This is a genomic window from Bradyrhizobium sp. 61, assembly GCF_023073075.1.
Lineage (GTDB): Bacteria > Pseudomonadota > Alphaproteobacteria > Rhizobiales > Xanthobacteraceae > Bradyrhizobium > Bradyrhizobium barranii.
Map to the genome: position 1 here is coordinate 416,800 of NZ_JADPIU010000052.1, position 18,384 is coordinate 435,183.

Annotated in this window: 19 protein-coding genes; 9 read left to right on the forward strand and 10 right to left on the reverse strand. The window is 65.0% G+C overall.

All coding sequences use genetic code 11. The annotated features are described in order from the left end of the window. Positions 1-159 precede the first annotated feature (159 nt). On the forward strand, positions 160-306 hold the full coding sequence (locus IVB46_RS16950) for a hypothetical protein (protein WP_187388109.1): 147 nt from the start codon (positions 160-162) through the stop codon (positions 304-306). 116 nt (positions 307-422) lie between these two features. Here IVB46_RS16950 and IVB46_RS16955 read toward each other — a convergent pair whose 3' ends face one another. The 7 genes from IVB46_RS16955 to soxC all read right to left on the reverse strand — a co-directional run bounded on the left by IVB46_RS16955 (position 423) and on the right by soxC (position 7,578). After that, entirely contained in the window at positions 423-1,397 is a 975-nt protein-coding gene (locus tag IVB46_RS16955) for an HlyD family efflux transporter periplasmic adaptor subunit (protein ID WP_247304596.1), read from the reverse strand. Then, entirely contained in the window at positions 1,384-3,714 is a 2,331-nt protein-coding gene (locus tag IVB46_RS16960) for an ABC transporter permease (protein WP_247304593.1), read from the reverse strand. The genes IVB46_RS16955 and IVB46_RS16960 overlap by 14 nt, the downstream gene beginning before the upstream one ends. Next, on the reverse strand, positions 3,711-4,772 hold the full coding sequence (locus IVB46_RS16965) for an efflux RND transporter periplasmic adaptor subunit (protein WP_247304575.1): 1,062 nt from the start codon (positions 4,770-4,772) through the stop codon (positions 3,711-3,713). The genes IVB46_RS16960 and IVB46_RS16965 overlap by 4 nt, the downstream gene beginning before the upstream one ends. 171 nt (positions 4,773-4,943) lie before the next feature. Further along, the gene (locus IVB46_RS16970; protein WP_247304572.1) at positions 4,944-5,261 is read right to left on the reverse strand and encodes a hypothetical protein; all 318 of its coding nucleotides are present in this window, start codon (positions 5,259-5,261) and stop codon (positions 4,944-4,946) included. A 32-nt stretch (positions 5,262-5,293) separates the two neighbouring features. After that, on the reverse strand, positions 5,294-5,761 hold the full coding sequence (locus IVB46_RS16975) for a DUF302 domain-containing protein (protein WP_247304570.1): 468 nt from the start codon (positions 5,759-5,761) through the stop codon (positions 5,294-5,296). Positions 5,762-5,771: 10 nt separating this feature from the next. Then, positions 5,772-6,320 (reverse strand): cytochrome c, encoded by a 549-nt coding sequence (locus IVB46_RS16980; RefSeq protein ID WP_247304567.1) that lies wholly within the window; start codon positions 6,318-6,320, stop codon positions 5,772-5,774. Beyond that, positions 6,307-7,578 (reverse strand): sulfite dehydrogenase, encoded by a 1,272-nt coding sequence (gene soxC, locus IVB46_RS16985; protein WP_247304564.1) that lies wholly within the window; start codon positions 7,576-7,578, stop codon positions 6,307-6,309. Before soxC ends, IVB46_RS16980 begins: the two co-directional genes overlap by 14 nt. 221 nt (positions 7,579-7,799) lie before the next feature. On the opposite strand from soxC, the gene IVB46_RS16990 reads away from it, so the two are divergent. After that, complete coding sequence (locus IVB46_RS16990; RefSeq protein ID WP_247304561.1) at positions 7,800-8,777, forward strand: AraC family transcriptional regulator; 978 nt, start codon at positions 7,800-7,802, stop codon at positions 8,775-8,777. Here the strand turns inward: IVB46_RS16990 and IVB46_RS16995 are convergent. Further along, a complete protein-coding gene (locus IVB46_RS16995; protein ID WP_247304558.1) occupies positions 8,740-10,527 on the reverse strand; it encodes a peptide ABC transporter substrate-binding protein in 1,788 nt (595 codons plus the stop codon). The genes IVB46_RS16990 and IVB46_RS16995 overlap by 38 nt on opposite strands. 263 nt (positions 10,528-10,790) lie before the next feature. Here IVB46_RS16995 and IVB46_RS17000 point away from each other — a divergent pair, with 263 nt between their 5' ends. Beyond that, a complete protein-coding gene (locus IVB46_RS17000) occupies positions 10,791-11,348 on the forward strand; it encodes a hypothetical protein (RefSeq protein ID WP_247304556.1) in 558 nt (185 codons plus the stop codon). Positions 11,349-11,371: 23 nt separating this feature from the next. Here the strand turns inward: IVB46_RS17000 and IVB46_RS17005 are convergent, their stop codons facing one another. Next, complete coding sequence (locus tag IVB46_RS17005) at positions 11,372-11,950, reverse strand: TetR family transcriptional regulator (protein ID WP_247304552.1); 579 nt, start codon at positions 11,948-11,950, stop codon at positions 11,372-11,374. A gap of 142 nt (positions 11,951-12,092) precedes the next feature. On the opposite strand from IVB46_RS17005, the gene IVB46_RS17010 reads away from it, so the two are divergent. Continuing rightward, positions 12,093-13,535 (forward strand): MATE family efflux transporter, encoded by a 1,443-nt coding sequence (locus IVB46_RS17010; RefSeq protein ID WP_247343146.1) that lies wholly within the window; start codon positions 12,093-12,095, stop codon positions 13,533-13,535. On the opposite strand, the gene IVB46_RS17015 is transcribed toward IVB46_RS17010, so the two are convergent. Beyond that, positions 13,509-13,874, reverse strand: a complete 366-nt coding sequence (locus IVB46_RS17015) for a hypothetical protein (protein ID WP_247304546.1) — start codon at positions 13,872-13,874, stop codon at positions 13,509-13,511. The genes IVB46_RS17010 and IVB46_RS17015 overlap by 27 nt on opposite strands. A gap of 71 nt (positions 13,875-13,945) precedes the next feature. On the opposite strand from IVB46_RS17015, the gene IVB46_RS17020 reads away from it, so the two are divergent. The 5 genes from IVB46_RS17020 to IVB46_RS17040 all read left to right on the forward strand — a co-directional run bounded on the left by IVB46_RS17020 (position 13,946) and on the right by IVB46_RS17040 (position 18,369). Then, positions 13,946-14,740 (forward strand): MetQ/NlpA family ABC transporter substrate-binding protein, encoded by a 795-nt coding sequence (locus IVB46_RS17020; RefSeq protein WP_028153283.1) that lies wholly within the window; start codon positions 13,946-13,948, stop codon positions 14,738-14,740. Between the two features lie 123 nt (positions 14,741-14,863). After that, positions 14,864-15,898, forward strand: coding sequence for a putative FMN-dependent luciferase-like monooxygenase (locus tag IVB46_RS17025; protein WP_166102816.1), 1,035 nt, complete (start codon positions 14,864-14,866; stop codon positions 15,896-15,898). A 37-nt stretch (positions 15,899-15,935) separates the two neighbouring features. Continuing rightward, the gene (locus tag IVB46_RS17030; RefSeq protein WP_247304832.1) at positions 15,936-16,559 is read left to right on the forward strand and encodes a CMD domain protein; all 624 of its coding nucleotides are present in this window, start codon (positions 15,936-15,938) and stop codon (positions 16,557-16,559) included. Between the two features lie 12 nt (positions 16,560-16,571). After that, complete coding sequence (locus tag IVB46_RS17035) at positions 16,572-17,156, forward strand: alkylhydroperoxidase domain protein (RefSeq protein WP_247304543.1); 585 nt, start codon at positions 16,572-16,574, stop codon at positions 17,154-17,156. 55 nt (positions 17,157-17,211) lie between these two features. Next, positions 17,212-18,369, forward strand: a complete 1,158-nt coding sequence (locus tag IVB46_RS17040) for an ABC transporter substrate-binding protein (RefSeq protein WP_247304540.1) — start codon at positions 17,212-17,214, stop codon at positions 18,367-18,369. Positions 18,370-18,384: the final 15 nt, after the last annotated feature.

Here is an 18,384-nt window from a genome sequence, read left to right on the forward strand (position 1 = left end):
ACATTTTGAATGGTTCTAGCAAAGGTAGCGATCGAAGTTCCGCTGGGCCGCGGCTCGATCAGTTCGAAAGTCCGGGCTAGGCGCGCTGTAGTGCGGCGCAGCATCAGGGAATTGGGCGGCGCGCGCTAGTATCTTCGGCCATCCACACGGGCCGCAGCTATGGACATCGGGGTGATTCACTTCCTGAAGAACGTGATGATGGCGGGCGGACTGCTCCAGATCGCGGCTTTCGGTGCGGGCGCTCTCAGCATCGACAACCGCGCGAAGAATACGGCGCCCTACACCGAAGCCGCCGTCACCAGCTAGGCTGAATTCGAATTCCGCAAGGCTGTTGAAAAACCCCAGTGGTCTCAATGACTGCTGGGGCTTCATTTTGCAGACGGTCGGAACAGCTTGGTTCCGCGAGCTCAAATCACCGGGGTTTAGGGGCCGATCCAGACGGTCATGCCCGGCTCAAGGCCTGCTAACTCTCCCTTCGGGTCGAGGCGCAGGCGAAGCGTGTTGCGGTCGTGATCGCCGATGACCCGCTCAGCTTGCCAGGTGGCAAACGTTCCGAGCGGCCGCAGCTCGGTGATGACCGCCTTCGTCGCGACATCGGCGCCGTTCCGCATCACATTCGCTGTTTCTCCCATCGAGAGACGATCGAGATGATCCTCGCGCACGTTGAACGAGAGCCATTGCCTGCCCGCCGCCTCGACCATCAGGATCGGTTGGCCCGCGCGAACATTTTCGCCGACCTCGGCGGCGATGACGCTGACCACGCCGTCGGCCGGCGCGCGCAACACCATCTTGTCGAGGCGGTGCTCGAGCACGGTGACCGCGGCGGCCGCGGCCTGCACCTGCGTGTCGGCGATAGCGCGCTCTTCTCGGGTCGGGCCCGCCACGGCCGCATCGTAATTGGCCTGGGCCTCGGCCACGCCGGCGCGTGCGCTGGCGACGTCGTTCTCGGCCTGGTCGAGCGACTGCTGGGATTCAAAGCTCTGGCGCGCCAGCGTGCTGGTCCGGGTGAGCTGAGCCTGCACGTAGTCGAGGCGGGCGCCGGCCTTGGCGATGGCGGCTTTCAGCGAGTCGACCTGCTCGCGGCGCACGCCGGCATAGACATTGTTGCGGCTTGCGACGGCGGACGCGAGCGCGGCACGCGCCTGGTCCGCCTGCGCCGTCAACTCCACCGCCGAGAGCCGCGCCACGACGTCGCCGGCCTTCACAGAGGCACCCTTCTCAACCGCGATCGAGACCAACTGGCCGTTGACCTCCGGCTCGACCCTGATCTCGGTCGCGCGCACGACGCCGACGATGGCTGCCGGCGGTGCCGAGTGGCGCATGACATAGAGCAGCGCGCCCGCCGCAACCAGCGCGAACGGAATCGCGACGAAGGCGGCAGGTCTAAGGTTGGGCATGTCCCTGTCTCCTCCTGACGGCAAATGCTGAGATCACCGCGAGCGCGAAGTAGCCGAGCGCCAGGCACCACAACGCGAGCCAGTCATGCGCAACCTCCCAGATGCCGGCGCCGAGCTGGTTGACGCGCACGAGGCCGTCGATCGCGGAGTCGGCCGGGAATAACCGGCCGAACGCAAGGGCCACGTCCGGAATAGCTTCGCGCGGCCACGCGAAGCCGGCCATGAAGAACTGCGGCAGGCTCGTCGCCAGCAACAGGATGGTTGCGTTCTCCGGTCGCGTGAACCAGGCCCCGATAGCCTGCCCCATGAAGCTCGTTGCCAGCAGAAAGACAGTCGCGAGTGCGAGGATCTGCGGAAGATGGCCGAGCGTCGAAAAACCGTAGATCCGGGGCAGCACGATGACGTAGAGCGCGAGCGCAGGAAGGTAGATCGTCAGATGCGCGATGCCGCGGCCGAGCACGCCGGCAAAGGCTGCGCCTCCGCTCGCCAGCGCGGTGCCGGTCAGCATAGCTGCGCCGATCAGCAGGGTCTGCTGCAGGATCAGGATGAACGCCGCCGGAACCACGTAGCTCGCATAGCCGCCCACCGGGTTGAAGATCGGCTGCAGCAACACGTCGGCCGGGCTCGACGTCGCGAGCTTCGCCTTGACGAGGCTGCCATCCGAGCGCGCGCCGCGCGAAACCAGCTCGGACGTCAAGGTTCCGATGGCGGTGGCGACCCCGCTGGCGCTCGATCTGAAGATGAACAGATAGGTTGCGTCCGCATAGATGGGTATGTGGGCGGTGATGCCCTTGAGCACGTCGCGTTCGGTGTCGGGGGGAATCTCGACGGCGGCAAAGGCCTGCCCGCGATCGATCGCGCTGCGCGCCTCGGCGAGCGTTCGGGCGCGAACCGTCACGCTCAATGCGCCGCTCGCATCCAGCGTCTCGACGATCTGCCGGCTGAGATCGCTGAGATCGTTATCGACGACCGCAATCGGAAGCTTGCGAAGGATCTGGTTCAGATAGGGCTGCGGATAGTAGATGCCGTAGACCAGGGGAGCGAGAAACAGCAGAGCGAAGGCGCCCCGCGTTCCCAGCACGCGCCGCCACTCCGCCACGAAGGCGCCGCCGACGCCGCGCGGTGTGGAGATGACCTCGTGTGGCTCGGCAGGCCGCGCTGTTGCAAACCATCCCTTGCGGGTGACGTTCGCCATGCGCATCCACGCCAGGCCGGCAAAGAGCAACGCCAGGCCCGCAAGCGCCGCGAAGGGAATAGCGGAATCCGCGACCGGCAATCCCCGCGCGGCTTGTCCCAGCAGGACTGCCATGTACCAGCGAAGCGGCAGGATCGCGCTCCATGTCTGCGCAAAGGCATTCATGCCGATGGTGGGAAAGCCGACGCCGGCATAGCCGAACGCTGGCGAGGCAATGAGGCCCGCAAGCCCGAGTCCGGTGGCGAGATCGCCGACCAGAAGCTGGAGCAGGGCGCCGAGCGACAGATAGGCGATGATCAGCAGCGAGGCCGCGGCGATCATCAACGGCAGATTGCCCTTGAAGGGGATTTCCAGCACGCCTTCCAGGAACAGTGGCTCGGCCAGCATGATCAGGAAGAAGATGCAGAACAGCGGTGCGAGCTTGCCGGCCAGCGCGACAAGCGGATCGCCGCCGGCGCTTTCGAGCCAGGCCCGCGCGTCGCGGCGGCGGAATTCGGAGCCGACGGAATAGCCGGCGGCAAGGGTCATCACCACATGGATGATGGTCGGCAGCAGCGCGCGCAGCAGGAACTGCGCGTAGTTCTTCTGCGGATTGACGAGCGCCATGGTCTCCGCCTTGAGCGCACCCAGGGACGCTGGCGCAGGTGCCGCGCGACTGGCGGGAGCGGCCACCGCTGCCGCTGCGGAAAGTGAATCGCTCAGACCCGAGGATGCGATGCCGGAGGGAGTCAAAAACTGCTGGTTATAAAATCCGACGATCTGCGGGCGGCGCGCGGCCTTCAGGTCACGCTCGAAATCCGGCGGGATGTAGACGGCCGAAATCGACTTGCCGGAGCGTATGTCCTGCACGGCCGTGGACAGCGTGCCGGAGCGGTCGACGATCTTCAGGCTTGGCGACGCCGCAATGTATTCCACCAGGGCGCGCGACGCGTCCGACTTGTCCTCGTCGACGACAGTCACGCCGAGCCCGCGGATGACCGGACGGCTAAAGACCGTGGTGAGAACCACGAACGCAAACAGCGGCACGCCGAAGATCAGCAGCAGCGCCACACGATCGTGAAACAGCCAGCGGCACTCGCGCCGCGCGACCAGCAGAAATCCGGGCTTGGGCGCGGGCCTCATGGCCGCGACCGCCAGTCGAGATAGGCGCTCATTCCAGGTCGCAGCTCGGGCACGGGCTGAACGGGATAGGCACGGATCGAAAACGTTCGCAGGTCGAAATCGCCCGAAGCACGCGTGGCTCGCCAGCTTGCATATTCGCCCTTGGTCGCGATGAGCTTGACCTCGACCGTGACGGGGCGGTCGCCGAGGGCGGGGATGCGGACATCGAAGCGATCGCCGACCTTCAGGCCTTTGACGAGATCCTCGCGAAGATCGAAATGCACCCAGAGGTCCGCCAGATTGATCAAGGTGACGAGCGGGACGCCCGGCGACACGTATTCGCCGGGTTCCACATTACGCTGATAGATCTGCGAGGCTACGGGCGCATAAACCACGAGCTGGTCGATGATCGACTGGACACTCTGGATATCGGCACTGGCCTTTTCGACATTGGTATTGGCAATGGCCCGCTCCTCCTTGGTGTAGCCATTGACCGCCTGCTCATAGGCCGATTTGGCCTGATCGACCGCGCGTTCGCTTTCATGCAGCGCATCGGTTGCCTGATCGAGGCGCGCTTGCGGCGCGTTGCCTTGCTCGGTCAATGTGTGCGTGCGGTCAAACGTCTTCTGTGCCAGCACCAGCGCCGCTTGGGCGCGCTCCATCTCCGCCTTCCGTGCCGCGATCACTTCCACCCGCGTTCCGACGAGTATGTTGGCAAGCTGGGCGTCCGCAACGGCCTTGGCCGCCTTCATCTGGTCGTGTTTGGCCAGCGTTTCCGGATTGTCGATCTGGACCAGCACCGCGCCCGCAGCGACGTTCTGGCCGCGCTCGACGGGAATCTTGCCGACCCGTCCGTCCACGCGCGCCGCGATATCGAGCCGCGTTGCATCGACCTCGCCTTGAACGAGCAATGGTTCGGGTCGTAAGAGATAGAAGGCGGAAAGCGCGACGACGGCAGCCGCAACGACACCGACGATGATGGAAGGAGTACGTGTTGGGTTGCGCGTGGTTTTCGCCTGTTCGTTAGCCGGCTCGTCGGGTGTGTTTTGAATGTCCTTGTCAGAGCTCGGCGCGTCCATGCCTGACTCCCTTTCTCGTGACGGGATGGCCCACTCTATTCGGTTGCCAGGCCCAGTCGCAATCGCGAAGCGGTGCGGTACTTTCAATACTCCGCGACGTGCCGGCGGCCATCTTATTCGGATTGCTCGTCGGGCAAAACACCCGTCACCCCGTCAACCCCTTGTTGCGGCTCAGCGCGGGCCGCTCTGTCCATCGTCCGCATCGCTCTCCGGCTCCCGAATCAGCACCACCGGCTCGTCATAGCCTTTGCGGCTGCTGTAAAACACCAGCGCCATCAGGCCGACGCCGACGACCAGCGAGAACACCACGCCGAGCACGAGCGCGACATAGCCGGACGCCGGCACGCTGGTATCCGTGCTGGTCCAGCCGAGATAGCCGAGAACGCTCGCGGCGACGAGCATGGCGCACAACACCGCGATGACCAGCCATCGGGCGAGCTTGCTGTCTTGCGCCTTGAGCGGCGCCGGTTGCCCGCTGGTCACGTTCATGAACCTCTCCTCGTGCGGCCGTCGCGGCGCGCTTACGGTGCGGTGGCCTTGGTCGCGATCGCATGCAGTGCGGCGGTCATGGCGGTGACGGCAGCCTTGGCCGGCTCGCCGACGCCGTGACGGCCGGCGAGATAGGTCGGATCGTTGTACGACAGCCAGGTCGCGCCTTGCTCGTCCTGCCAGACCAGCGCCTTCAGCGGCAGGTCGATGCCGATGGTCTGCGCCTGCTGCATCAACGGCGTGCCGCCCTTGGCGTTGCCGAAGATGAGGAGATCGGTCGGCCGCAAATTCATGCCGACGGCGGCAGCGCCCGCGGCGTGATCGACATGAGCAAACACGGTGAGGCCCTTGGCCTTCACCTCGGTCTCGAGCCGCGTCATCGTGTCCTGCGGGCCAAAACTGCTCTTGATGGTGATGAGTCCGTCTGTAGCCATTGCCTGCGTCTCCCAGAAACATGTCGCGATCAGTGCGAAGATCCGGATCAGTGTGAAAAGCCTCATGATTACCCGCTCACTTCTTGCGGAATAATCGCGCCGGGTCGAATTCCGGCTCCGGAATGAAGCCGTCGCGGTTGGGCATCCTGATCTTCGGCAAGGACTCCTTGTCGACCTTGCCGTCGGCGGGAACGATGCCGTTGAGGCTCAATATGTAGGCGGTGACGGCATAGGTCTCGTCGGTGCTGAGCGAGCCCGGCGTCGGATATGGCATCGCGCGATGGATGTAGTCGAACAGCGTCGTCGCATAGGGCCAGAAGCTGCCGACGGTCTTGACCGGCATGTTGGACGCGAGCGTGCCCTGTCCGCCGGCGAGACGATCCTTGACTCCGCCCTGGCCGTTGTCGCCATGACAGGCCGCGCAATTGTCGGCAAAAATCTGCTTGCCCTGCGTCGCCGTGCCGCTGCCGTCGGGCAGGCCCTTGCCGTCGGGGCCGACGTCGATGTCCCATAGCTTGATTTCCTGCGGTGTTGCCGGACGGCCGAAATCGAACGCCAGCGCGGGCGCGGCGAGCAGGCCGGCGGCGAGGATGCCGGCGAGAAGCAGCTTGTCATGCGAGGACATTGCGGACCCTCCCGGCTTCGTCGATGCTCCAGGTCTGCTGGGCGTTGTAGTGAAACAGCGCGTTGGTCCCCATCGCGGCGATGAAGGACTGCCGGTCCGGCTGAACGTTGCCGTGGTCGTCGGTCGAGCGGCTCACGATTTTTGTCGGCTTGCCGTCCCACGCCCAATCCATCTGGAAGCGCACCTGCGCCTTGGACAGCACCGGCTCGCTCAATTGCGCGGGCTTCCAGGTCTTGGCGCCGTCAGTGGAGATCTCGACCTTGGCGATCTTGCCATGGCCGCTCCAGGCAAGACCCGAGATGCGGTTGTAGCCCGGCTGGATCTGCATCATGCCGGAGGGCTGGGTGATGACGGAGTTGGTTTCCATCCGCAGCTGGAACTGCCGCGCCTTGCCGTTGGCCAGCAGCTGGGTGTAGCGCGCCGTCTCCCAGCGCGTCATCCAGGGCTCGCTGCCGAACTTGAGGCGGCGCAGCCATTTGATGTTGAGGTTGCCTTCGAAGCCCGGCATCACCAGCCGCATCGGAAAGCCGTGCGCGGGCCGCAGCGGTTCGCCGTTCTGGCCGTAGGCGACGAAAGCCTCGTTCACGATCTCGTCGGTGAGGGGAATGCTGCGATCGACGCCCGCGCCGTCGCCGCCCTCCGCCAGCATCCAGTTCGAGCCCTTGTCCTTGGCGACGAGGTCGATCAGGAATTTGAGCGGAACGCCGGTCCATTCATTGGTGCTGACGAGGCCATGCGTGTTCTGCACCGTCACGTCAGGATCGGCCTTTTTCCAATTCTCCCAGCCGTTGCCGGTGCATTCGATGAACACGACGCGCGTGACCGACGGCATCCGCTTCAGATCGTCGACGCTGAACACCAGCGGCTTGCCGACCATGCCGTGGATCAGCAGCCTGTGCTGGGCAGGATCGATATCGGGCACGCCGGAATGGCTGCGCTCATAGTGCAAATCTGTCGGCGTGATGTTGCCGACGAGCTTCTGGTGCGGCGTCTTGGAATTGATGGCATCGCCGGGGTCGACGTTGCGCTTGCCCGGTGTCGCCTCGGGAATGCGATCGAGTTTTGCAAACCGGGAGCGTTCGCTGTGCGCGCTGAGATCGGCGCCGGGCCCGCGATCGGGGACGTCGGCGAGCGTCTCGGCGCCCGCCGCCTCGCTCGCCACCGCGCCAAGGACGCCCGCCGACAGGCCTCCCACGAAGCCGCGGCGCGACACATTCGCAGGCCGTGGCAACAACTCGATTGGCGTCTTGGACGTCATATGATCTCCCCTCGATGAACCTGTTTTTTGGAAATCCCTGCCGCCTTCATGCCGTGACATTACCGAACACCGTGAGGATTGCTCGTTAGGATGTGTTAAAAGCCATGAGTACTGGTCCACTCATGCGCGGGACGGCCCGCTCATACGGTAGATGCGCTTGGCTGTTCCATGGAATGGCCGGGCGGCTCGGAGATATGTCCGGGCGGATCAAGGGGAGAGGGATGTCGGAGGCGGACGCGGCGGAATTGTTGAAGGCAATGGTGCCGCTGTTCAGGATCCGTCCAATATTCGAGGATTCCTGCAAATTCGGCGGCAGCTGGGAGTCGCTACACGCGCCGAACGGCAAGGGATGGGCGCAATTCCACATGGTTACGCGCGGCGCTTGTGTGGTCGAGCGGCCGGGCCTGGGCCCGCAGCGGCTGGAAGCCGGAGATATCCTCTTGCTGCCGCACGGCGACAGTCACGCGGTTCGCAGCCGGACGGGCGGCGCCGTCGGGCGTGTTACGACCGAGGTCCGAAATGGCGTCCGCCAGCGCGCGACGGTCGAGGCCGAGGTCGATACCGAACTGCTGTGCGGCCGTTTCCTGTTCGAGACGTCGGATGAGAACCCGCTGATCGCCGCCCTTCCCGACGAGATCATCCTGCGCACGGCGGAGGAGCCGCTGCTGGAACGGTTTCGGCGCCTGCTGATCGACATCCGCGAGGAGCTCGACGCTGGACGGGTTGGATCGGAGGTGGTCGCGGCCGACCTCGCGAGAGCGTTGTTCGTGATGATGCTCCGCGACCATCTTGCGGACGATGCCTCCGGGAATGGGACGGTGTCGCTGTTGCGCGACCGCGTGACGGCGCGTGTGGTGTCGGCGATCCTCAACGATCTCGCCCGGGACTGGACGCTCGACGACATGGCGGCGGTGGCGATCGCCTCGCGCGCGACGCTGGTGCGGGCTTTTCAAAAGCGCGCGGGGGTCGCGCCCATGACGTTCCTGTCCGATTTGCGATTGACGGTCGCGCGCAAGCGGCTGGCCGGCACCTCCGATCCGATCGCCAAGATCGCCGGCGAAGTCGGGTATGCGTCCGAGGGCGCGCTGAGCAAGGCCATCATGCGCAGATACGGCATGCGACCCGGCGCCTTGAGGGAGCCGGGTCCTCGCGCGCCGGTTGTCAGACCCGATACCAGCTCCCCAGATTCCAGGTCGTGACGTCCCAGCCCGAGATGTCGGCCATGAGGTTATTGACGCCGGCGCCGACGATGTTGCGGGAGAGCAGCGGCACCAGAATATTGGCTTCGCAGAAGATCTCGTTGACCTTGATCAGGAGCGCGGCCCGCTTGACCGGATCGAGCTCCTGCTGCGCGGTCTTGTAGGCGTTGTCGGCCTCGGGATCGGACCAGCGCGAGATGTTTCGGCCGAGCCACTTGTTCTCCTTGTTGGCGATCTCCCAGGAGACGCACTGGTTCAAGAACCGCTCCGGATCGGGCTGCGGCTGCGTCGTGTTGTACATCTCCATGTCGCAATAGAGTTTCGAGTAGGTGTCGGGATTGCCGACATCAGACGAGAAGAACACCGATGCGGTCACCGACTTCAGCTCGATGTCGATACCGGCCTTCTGGCAGGCCTGCTTGATGATGGCCTGCGTCTTCTGGCGCGGGGCGTTGATCGAGGTCTGGAAGACGTATTTGAGCTTCTTGCCGTCCTTCTCACGGATGCCGTCCGCGCCCCGCTTCCAGCCGGCCTCGTCGAGGATTTTGTTCGCCTTGTCGACGTCGAAGGCGTAGGTCAGCTTGCCCGACTTGAACTGCTGGGGCTGGTTGACGAAGCTTGCCGTGGCGATGCCGCCGCGGCCGTAGATGAATTTCTGGATCGCCTCGCGATCGATCAGGAGGTTGAACGCCTGGCGGACGACCGGATCGGACAGCGTCGGGTGCTTGGTCTTGACGCTGGAGCGCTCGCCGTCGACCTCGGTCCACGGGTCCGTCGTGTTGAGGATGATGAACTCGACGTTGCCGGACGGCGTGATGTCGACCCTGCCTTTGCCGCTGGCCTCCATGCGCTTGAGGACCTCCTCCTCCACCAGCAGGTTCCAGGCATAGTCGTATTCGCCGGTCTGGAGCACGGTGCGCGCCGCGGAGACCGCGTCGCCGCCGCCCTTGACCTCGAGCGTGTCGAAATGCGGCTGGTTCTTGACGTGATAGTCGGGGTTGCGCTCGGCCCGGATCAGGTCGCCCGGCTTGAACTCGACGAATTTGTACGGGCCGGTGCCGACCGGCTTCAGATTGCCCGGCGCCTCGCGCGACTTCGCGCCGGCATAGTCGCCGAAATGATGCTTCGGCAGGATCTGGCCGACCGAGCCGACGAAGGGGTCGGCCCAGAACGGGGTCGGGGCCTTGAACAGCACCTTGACGGTGTGGTCGTCGATCTTCTCGACGGTGATGTCCTTGTAGGATCCCGTGCTGTAGGCGGCGGTCGCGAGGTCCGCTGCGTAGGCCCAGGTGAAGACGACGTCGTCGGCGGTGAAGGGCTTGCCATCATGCCACTTCACGCCCTGCTTCAGCTTCCAGATGACGCTCATGCCGTCGGCCGCGAGGCTGCCGTTCGCCTTGGTCGGAATCTCGGCGGCGAGGCAGGGGATGAGGTTGCCGTCCTTGTCCCAGCCGGCCAGCGGCTCGAAGAAGATGCGCGAGGCGATCTGATCCTTGGTGCCAATCGCGAAATGCGGATTGAGCAGGGTGGGGGCCTGCCACAGCAGGATCTTGAGCGGGCCGCCGCCGCCGGCCTTGGTCGGCTTGTATGGCAGCGTGGCATCCGCCATCGCGACGTCGTTCCAGAGCAGGATCTGGCTCGCGACCGGCGCGGCGATCCCGGCCGCAGCCATGGTCCGGATGAACGAGCGTCGCGACAGCGTGCCTTGCTTCACCTCCGCGATGGATTTGCGAATCTCGTCTTCATTCATCGAATGACCCCCACCTCGAAGAAAAATCGTCTTCGGCACCCCATCATGTTGCATCATGCACGAGGCGGCAATGCCGGCGAGGCCGCAAGGCCCTGCGACGAAATGGCGAACGTGGAGATGGGCAGCTTCTGCCGGGACATAATTGCCGGCGTGAAGGGGATGCCGGCTGGATTTCGCGATAAGCCCTTGATGGCAATGAGGCTCCCATCTGGCATGCGCATTGCACGCAAAGCGTGCGTTCGCAATGACAGTGGAGTACGTGTATGAGCGTCAGCAGCATGAGCAGCATCGGTGGTGGAAGCGCGGCGGGGTCGCCTTCATCCACCAGTCAGTCGAAATCGGCCGGTTCACAAGACGGCGCCTCGATGTTCTCGTCTCTGCTGGAGAGCGGCACGCCCTACGACGAGGTCAAGGTGAGCCTGCCGAACGGCATGTCGATCGGCATCGTCCATTTCGGTGGCGGCGGCTTCGACAGCAGCGCGCTCAAGTCCATCGAGGATTTCGTGCAGAAGCTCGCGAGCCAGCAGATATCTGGTGATCCGGCGTCCGGCGCCGACCAGTCGCAGAACGGCGACACGCCCGACGCCGTCGGGATCGACAAGGTTCATGTCGATCTTCCGAACGGAATCTCGTTCGAGGTGCTGCATTCCTCCGGCGGCCATGCCACGGACAGCGACGCCGTCCTGAAGGAGCTCACCGAGGCTGCCGAAGAACTCGCCGAATCGCTGTCGCACTATTCACCGGCATCGGCCGCAGCTTCCGCTTATGCCTCGCAAGTAAGTTCGTCCGGTCGCAGCAGCCAGCTCGACGCGAGGAGCTGAGCAACACGCAGGCCGCCCTGGGGCTAGCGCCCCTTCGCAAGCGCCAGTGCAGCATCCACCGCGTTTTCGAGAATCTCCTCCGACAATTGCCTGTCGGTCACCGCGCGCGACAATTGCAGCGCGCCGACCATGGTGGCGTAGGCCGCGATGGCGCGGCGGCGCCGCTCCGCCGGCGTGCCCTCAGGCATTTGCGCTGCCATCAGCGCGAGGATGTCGGACATCTTGCCGGTGAACGCCTCGCGCGTCGCCTTCGGATGCCGCGCGATCTCGGAGACGAGGGCCGCGGTCGGGCAACCGGTCGCCGCGCGATCGCGATGCCTGGGCGAGAGATAATCGCGGATCACGGTCTCGAGCGCGACGCCGTTTTCGAGATTGTCCCTGTGCCGCTGCTCGCGCCGCTCCAGCGCGTCGAGCAGTACCGCGCGCACCAGATCCTCCTTGGAGGCGAAGTGCGTGTAGAAGGCGCCGTTGGTCAGGCCCGCTTCCGCCATGATGCCGGCGAGGCCGACCGCGGCGATGCCGCTCTCGCGGAACTGCGAGGATGCGACATCGAGAATGTGCCGCCGCGTCGTGTCCCTGTGTCCCTTGTCATAGCGCGCCAATTCCGCCTCCTGCGAACCCGCCGCCCCCTATGCCACAAAATCGTGAGGTCTGTCCTATTGCATTACGGTCATACTAATACATTATGATCATAATGCAATGGGCGGCCGACCGGGCGGTCCGAGGGAACCACAGGATCGAACCATGTCCGTCGAAGATGCCGCCGCGCCGGCCTTGTCCGCGCCATTTGTGGCCCACACCGCGGCGCCGCTTCGCCAGGCGGCTGCGCCGGCCCCAAGCGCCGCTGAGCAAAGGCGCGCCGCGCTCCTGACCGCGCCGATCTTGCCCACGCTGCTCAAGCTCGCGCTACCGACCGTCACCGTCCTGGTGGCACAGACCGCGGTCAACATCGCGGAGGCCTATTATGTCGGCTATCTCGGCACCGATGCGCTCGCCGGCGCCGCGCTGGTGTTCCCGATCTTCATGCTGATGACCATGATGTCGAACGGCGGGTTCGGCTCCGGCGTTGCGTCCTCGGTGGCGCGCGCGGTTGGAGCCGGCCGCCGCGCTGACGCCGAGGCGGCGCTGTTTCATGCCGTGGTGCTTGCGATCATTGCCGGCGGCGTGTTCACGCTCGGCGTCGTCCTCGGTGGTCCGCATCTCTATCGCGCCCTCGGCGGCACCGACGGTGCGCTTGCCGCTGCCACCACTTATTCCAACTATCTGTTCGCCGGCGCCATTCCGGTGTGGATCGTCAACCTCCAGGCTGCCGCGCTGCGCGGCGCCGGCAACGTCAAAGTGCCGGCCCTGGTGACGCTGGTCGGCGCCATCGTGACCATTCCGGTCTCGCCGGCACTGATCTTCGGGTTCGGGCCGATCCCGCGGCTCGGCATCGGCGGCGCCGGCATAGCCTTCGGCCTCTATTACGGCGCGGCGATGCTGTTCCTGCTGCGCTACATGTCGACGGGCGCGACTGGCCTGAAGCTGCACATCGTGCCGTTGCGCGCAAAAATCTTCGGCGACATGCTGAAGGTCGGCATCCCCACCGCGTTCAACGCGGTGCTGACCAACCTCACCGTCATTCTCGTCACCGGCGCGGTCGGCCTGTTCGGCACGTCCGCGCTCGCCGGCTACGGCATCGCCTCGCGGCTGGACTACATCATGATTCCGCTGCTGTTCGGGATCAGCACGGCGACGCTGACCATGGTCGGCGTCAACATGGGCGCGGGCCAGACCGCGCGGGCACGAACGATTGGCTGGATCAGCGGCGTGGTCGGCATGATCATGACCGGCACGATCGGCTTGCTGGTTGCGATCTTCCCGACGGCCTGGCTGCACCTCTTCAGCCATGACGCGGACGTCGTCAGCGAGGGCATGACCTATTTGCGCATCGTCGCGCCCGCCTATGCCGCGCTCGGCTTCGGTTTTGTCAGTTCGTTCGCGGTGCAAGGCACCGGCCGAGCGATGGGGCCGCTGGCTTCGTCAGTCGCGCGCATCTTGATCGCGGCCGGCGGCGGCTGGATCGCGGTGGCGAGTTTTGGCGCGGGCATGGCGGGTCTCGCCACCATGGTCACGGCCTCGCTCGCCGCCTATGCCGCGATCTGCGTTCTGATCATGCTGTCACCGTGGACGTGGCGCTCCGAGTAAACAGGCATCACTGGATGCCGGTAGCGCCGACAGCAGCAGCAGATTGCTCAGCCACTTGAGCGGCGACGCGTTGATCAGCTTCATCGTCAGGGCGACGCCGGAATTGAACGGCACGCCCTGGAGCAAGGGATAGAGCCTTCGAGGCGGTTCCGGCTGGCGAACTTCGGGGCGGCGAGGCCGGTCATGACTGAACTCCTTGCTGATCTTGCTGCCAATCTCGCATCCGGAGTGACACTTTGCCGTGATGCCCATCACGCTTGCGCAACGCGCCCCATGACCTGCGAATTCGTTTCCTATTTTGCGCCAAATGGAGAACGAGAGTCCGCCGCCGGTAGTCATTATGGATTTTCATTTCATTGATTTCGCCTCACGGAGAAGCGAATACGGTTCCACTGAATGCCGCCCGCGTGATGGAGACCAAGATGTCGTTTCGCCTCCCCCTGATCCTCGCAACCGCGCTTGCCGCCTGGTCGGCAGCAGCAACCGCCGAGACCATCAAGATCGGTGTGACGCCGGGCCCTCATGCGCAGATCTTCGAGGCGGTGAAGCCGATCGCCGCCAAGCAGGGCCTCGACATCCAGCTGATCGAGTTCTCCGACTACGTCGTGCCGAATGCCGCGCTCGATGCCGGTGAGATCCAGGCCAATTCGTTCCAGAACCAGCCTTATCTCGACAACCAGAAGGCCGACCGCGGCTACAAGATCGAGTCCGTCGGGCTGACCGTGAACTTCCCGATCGGTGTCTATTCGAAGAAGCACAAGGCCTTCGCCGACATCCCTGAAGGCGGCAAGGTCTCGATCCCGAACGATCCGACCAATGGCGGCCGCGTGCTGCTGCTGCTGCGCGACAAGGGCGTGATCAAGCTGAAGGACGGCACGGGCTTCAAGCCGACGGTGCTCGACGTCACCGAGAATCCCAAGAAGCTGAAATTCATCGAGGTCGATGCGGCGCAGGCGCCGCGCGCGCTCGACGACGTCGATGCCGCCGCGATCAACACTAATTATGCAACCCAGGCGGGCCTCGATCCCGTCAAGGATCCGATCCTGCGCGAGGACCCGAAGGGACCCTACGTCAACCTGATCGCGGTACGTGCCGCCGACAAGGACAAGCCCTGGGTCAAGATCCTCGTCGACAGCTACCACACGCCCGAGGTGAAGGAGTTCGTCCTGACCAAGTTCAAGGGCGCGGTGCTGCCGAGCTGGTAGGCAATCTGCCTAACCAAGGTCCAGCGCGGGGGCGATCCGGCGGGCAGCCTTGCGCAATGCCCGCTTGTCTGGAACTCCGGCAACCGACATCATCGGGGCCCATCCTCGCCCGACAGGGGTCGTATGAAACGCTTTGCAAACCTGAAACGACTGGGGTTCTTCACGCGCCTCCTCGATGAAGCCCCGCCAGCGGAGCGCTACCGCTTCGCCGCCGAGCAGATCGTGCGCGCTGAGAAAGCGGGCCTCGATTCCGCGTGGATCGCGCAGCATCATTTTCACGAACGCGAGGGCGGCCTGCCGTCGCCCTTCACTTTCCTCGGCTACGTCGCGGCGCAAACCTCGCGCATCCGTCTCGGCACCGGCATCGTCACGCTGCCGCTGGAGAATGCGGTGCGGGTGGCGGAAGATGCCGCCGTCCTCGATCTGCTCTGCAACGGCCGCTTCGAGCTCGGCGTCGGCACTGGCGGCAATCCGTCGGCCTTTGCCGCCTTCGGCCTCGACAGTGCCCAGCGCAACGAGATCTTTGCCCGCAATCTTGACGTGGTCCGCACCGCCCTGGTCGGCAAGCCGCTCACTGGCGGCGATACGCTGTATCCGCAGCGGCCCCAGCTGGACAAGCGGATCTGGCAGGCGACATTCTCGGTCGCGGGTGGCGCCCGTGCCGGCAAAGCCGGCGATGGCTTGCTGCTGTCGCGCACCCAGCCCCGGACCAAGGAGGCGCCGAAGGCCACGCTTGCCGAGATCCAGAATCCGGTCATCGATGCCTATCTCGAAGCGCTGCCGCCGGGATGCGAGCCCCGGATCATGGCCTCGCGCAGCGTCTTCGTCGCCGACGACCGGACTGAAGCGATGCGCCTTGCCGATATCGGGCTGCGGCGCGCGCTGCCGCAGTTCCTCAAGGGCGGTCACGCCAGGCCGGGCGAGACGCTGGAGGAGATGATCACCGCATTCGACACGCATGTCGGCGCGGCCGACGACGTCATCGCCTCGCTCCGCGCCGACGCCACGCTGGAGCGGGTGACCGACCTCGTCTTCCAGGCGCATTCAGTGGACGCGCCGCATCCTCATATCCTGCGCTCGATCGAGCTTGTCGCGGAGAAGGTCGCGCCGGCACTGGGCTGGGCCCGGACGGCGGCTGACGTGGCTCTGGCGGGCTGATCGAAAAGAACATGATCGCGTTGCACGAGGCTGAATGATGGCTACGAAAGATATCATCGACACGCTTGCCGGGATCGAACTGGGCACGGCTCTGGATGGCATTCGCGGACGCCGCCTGCAGGCGCGCGAGAACGCGCAGAAGAGCTATCTCTCGCTGTTCGAGCCGATCGACGCCGGCGATTTTTCGCTTGTCGAGCGCGCCGCAGTCGCGCTCTTCGTGATCGGCCTTCACCGCGAGCCCAATGTGGCCGCCTTCTACCGGGCGAAGCTCGCGGCGACCGCCGATGGTGCGCGCCTGGCCGAGGCGATCGAAGTCGAAATCAGGCGCGGCGAGACGTCAGGCCCGTACGGTGCGTATCCGGCCGGACCGCTGTCAGTCGAGAACACCGCCGGCCTGATCTATCGCGTGAGTGCGGAGGGCAAGTCCGTCCTTGGCGCCAGGCTCGCCGCGGCGCTGGAGCATGCGCATCTGCTGGTGTTCCGCCCGCGCGATGCCGCGTCCGCTGACATGAAGGCGCTGCTGGCCGCCGGCTGGTCCGACACCGGCATCGTCACCTTCTCTCAGCTCGTCGCGTTCCTGTCGTTCCAGGTGCGCGTCGTCACGGGCCTCCGCGTGCTCGGCGCCTCGCTGGGCACCGCAAGCGCTGCGGCCGGCGCGTAAGGAGACTGCATCATGAGCGCAGCAAATAATGTCAATCCGCCCGTCGTCTTCACCCAGGACGAACTCGGCTGGGTGTCGTGGATCGATCCGCTGCCCGAGGCCGAATTGACCGAGCGGCATTTCGCGGGTCTGGTCGATCGCTCCCGTGCCAAGTCCGAATACTTCCGCCTTCTCGTGCGTGATCCCGAGGTGCTCGAAGCCCGCACCAAGACCGACAAGGATATCTTCTACAACGTCGCCGATGGGCTGCCGCGCGCCGAGCGTGAGCTCGCGGCGGCCGCGACCTCGCGCTACAACGGCTGCATCTATTGCGCTTCGGTGCATGCGCGTTTCGCCAGCACCTATTCCAAGCGTCGTGACGACGTGCAGCGGCTGCTCGACGAAGGTGTCAAGGCCGACCTCGGCGAGCGCTGGAATGCGGTGGTCAGGGCCTCGGTCGCGCTGGCCGCGACGCCGATTGCCTTCGGGCCTGAGAATATCGCGGAGCTGCGCCGCGCCGGCCTCGACGACGCCGAGATCGTCGACGTGATCAACGGGGCCTCGTTCTTCAACTGGGCGAACCGGCTGATGCTGTCGCTCGGTGAGCCCTCGAAATAGGCAATCTCAGCGGCTTAAGAATTGCTGCTTGTTTCAACACTGGATGGAGCCGTGCATGAGCAACATCGATCGTCGTACCCTGGTCAAGGGCTCGCTCGCCGCCATGATGGCGGGAGCAGCCTTCTCGCGCACCGCCCTCGCGCAATCATCCGAGCCGATCCTGCTCGGTGTCAGCGGTCCCCTGACCGGGCCGAACGCGCAATATGGCACGCAGTGGAAGCAGGGCTTTGATCTCGCGCTCGACGAGATCCAGGCGGCCGGCGGCATCAACGGCCGCAAGCTCACCTACAATTTCGAGGACAGCCAGAGCGATCCGCGCCAGTCGGTGGCGATTGCGCAGAAGTTCGTCTCCGATCCCCGCATCGTCCTTGAGCTCGGCGACTTCTCCAGCCCGGCCTCGATGGCGGCCTCGCCGATCTATCAGCGCGCGGGCCTAGTGCAGTTCGGCTTCACCAACTCGCATCCTGACTTCACCAAGGGCGGCGACTTCATGTGGAGCACCTCGGTCAGCCAGGCCGACGAGCAGCCTCTGCTGGCGTCCTATGCCGTGAAGCGTCTCGGCCTCAAGAAACTCGCGGTGCTGCACCTCAACACCGATTGGGGCCGCACCAGCCGCGACTATTTCGTCAATGCTGCCAAGGAATATGGCGCGGAAATCGCGGTCACCGAGGGTTATATCGCGGAGGAGCGCGACTTCCGCTCCACGCTGGTGCGCGTGCGTGATGCCAATCCAGACGGGTTGATCCTGATCTCCTACTACTCCGACGGTGCACTGATCGCGCGTCAGGCGCGACAGGTCGGGCTGAAGCAGGTGATCTGTGCAGCAAGCTCGGTCTACTCGCCGAAGTTCCTGGAACTCGGCGGCGAGGCGGTCGAGGAGGTCCATGTCGGCACGCGCTACTTCCCGGAAGACCCGCGGCCCGAGGTGCAGAAGTTCATCGCGGGCTTCAAGAAGAAGTACAACGGTCTGGAGCCAGACGCCTTCAACGCCTACGCCTATGATGCGATGAACATGGCGGCCGCCGTGGTGAAGATCGGCGGCACCGACCGCAAGGCGGTCCGCGACGCCTTCACCAAGGTCAAGGACGTCCCGAGCGTCATCTTCGGCGCCGCGACGTTCGACGTTGCGACCCGCCGCGTCAAGGGCGCCATGAACGCCGAGCTGGTCGTGCGCAAGGGTCAGTTCGCGCTCTGGGACGGCAAGCCGACCTGACCTGATGGCCGGAGC

Bases quoted from the DNA above. Each gene is read 5' to 3' on its own strand.
- IVB46_RS17025 (WP_166102816.1), top strand. From the start codon at position 14,864: ATGAAACGCTTTGCAAACCTGAAACGACTGGGGTTCTTCACGCGCCTC.
- soxC (WP_247304564.1), bottom strand. From the start codon at position 7,578: ATGACGTCCAAGACGCCAATCGAGTTGTTGCCACGGCCTGCGAATGTG.
- IVB46_RS17000 (WP_247304556.1), top strand. From the start codon at position 10,791: ATGAGCGTCAGCAGCATGAGCAGCATCGGTGGTGGAAGCGCGGCGGGG.
- IVB46_RS16975 (WP_247304570.1), bottom strand. From the start codon at position 5,761: ATGAGGCTTTTCACACTGATCCGGATCTTCGCACTGATCGCGACATGT.
- IVB46_RS17020 (WP_028153283.1), top strand. From the start codon at position 13,946: ATGGAGACCAAGATGTCGTTTCGCCTCCCCCTGATCCTCGCAACCGCG.
- IVB46_RS16950 (WP_187388109.1), top strand. From the start codon at position 160: ATGGACATCGGGGTGATTCACTTCCTGAAGAACGTGATGATGGCGGGC.
- IVB46_RS16965 (WP_247304575.1), bottom strand. From the start codon at position 4,772: ATGGACGCGCCGAGCTCTGACAAGGACATTCAAAACACACCCGACGAG.
- IVB46_RS17040 (WP_247304540.1), top strand. From the start codon at position 17,212: ATGAGCAACATCGATCGTCGTACCCTGGTCAAGGGCTCGCTCGCCGCC.
- IVB46_RS17015 (WP_247304546.1), bottom strand. From the start codon at position 13,874: ATGACTACCGGCGGCGGACTCTCGTTCTCCATTTGGCGCAAAATAGGA.
- IVB46_RS16980 (WP_247304567.1), bottom strand. From the start codon at position 6,320: ATGTCCTCGCATGACAAGCTGCTTCTCGCCGGCATCCTCGCCGCCGGC.
- IVB46_RS16960 (WP_247304593.1), bottom strand. From the start codon at position 3,714: ATGAGGCCCGCGCCCAAGCCCGGATTTCTGCTGGTCGCGCGGCGCGAG.
- IVB46_RS17030 (WP_247304832.1), top strand. From the start codon at position 15,936: ATGGCTACGAAAGATATCATCGACACGCTTGCCGGGATCGAACTGGGC.
- IVB46_RS16955 (WP_247304596.1), bottom strand. From the start codon at position 1,397: ATGCCCAACCTTAGACCTGCCGCCTTCGTCGCGATTCCGTTCGCGCTG.
- IVB46_RS17035 (WP_247304543.1), top strand. From the start codon at position 16,572: ATGAGCGCAGCAAATAATGTCAATCCGCCCGTCGTCTTCACCCAGGAC.
- IVB46_RS17010 (WP_247343146.1), top strand. From the start codon at position 12,093: ATGTCCGTCGAAGATGCCGCCGCGCCGGCCTTGTCCGCGCCATTTGTG.
- IVB46_RS16995 (WP_247304558.1), bottom strand. From the start codon at position 10,527: ATGAATGAAGACGAGATTCGCAAATCCATCGCGGAGGTGAAGCAAGGC.
- IVB46_RS16990 (WP_247304561.1), top strand. From the start codon at position 7,800: ATGTCGGAGGCGGACGCGGCGGAATTGTTGAAGGCAATGGTGCCGCTG.
- IVB46_RS16970 (WP_247304572.1), bottom strand. From the start codon at position 5,261: ATGAACGTGACCAGCGGGCAACCGGCGCCGCTCAAGGCGCAAGACAGC.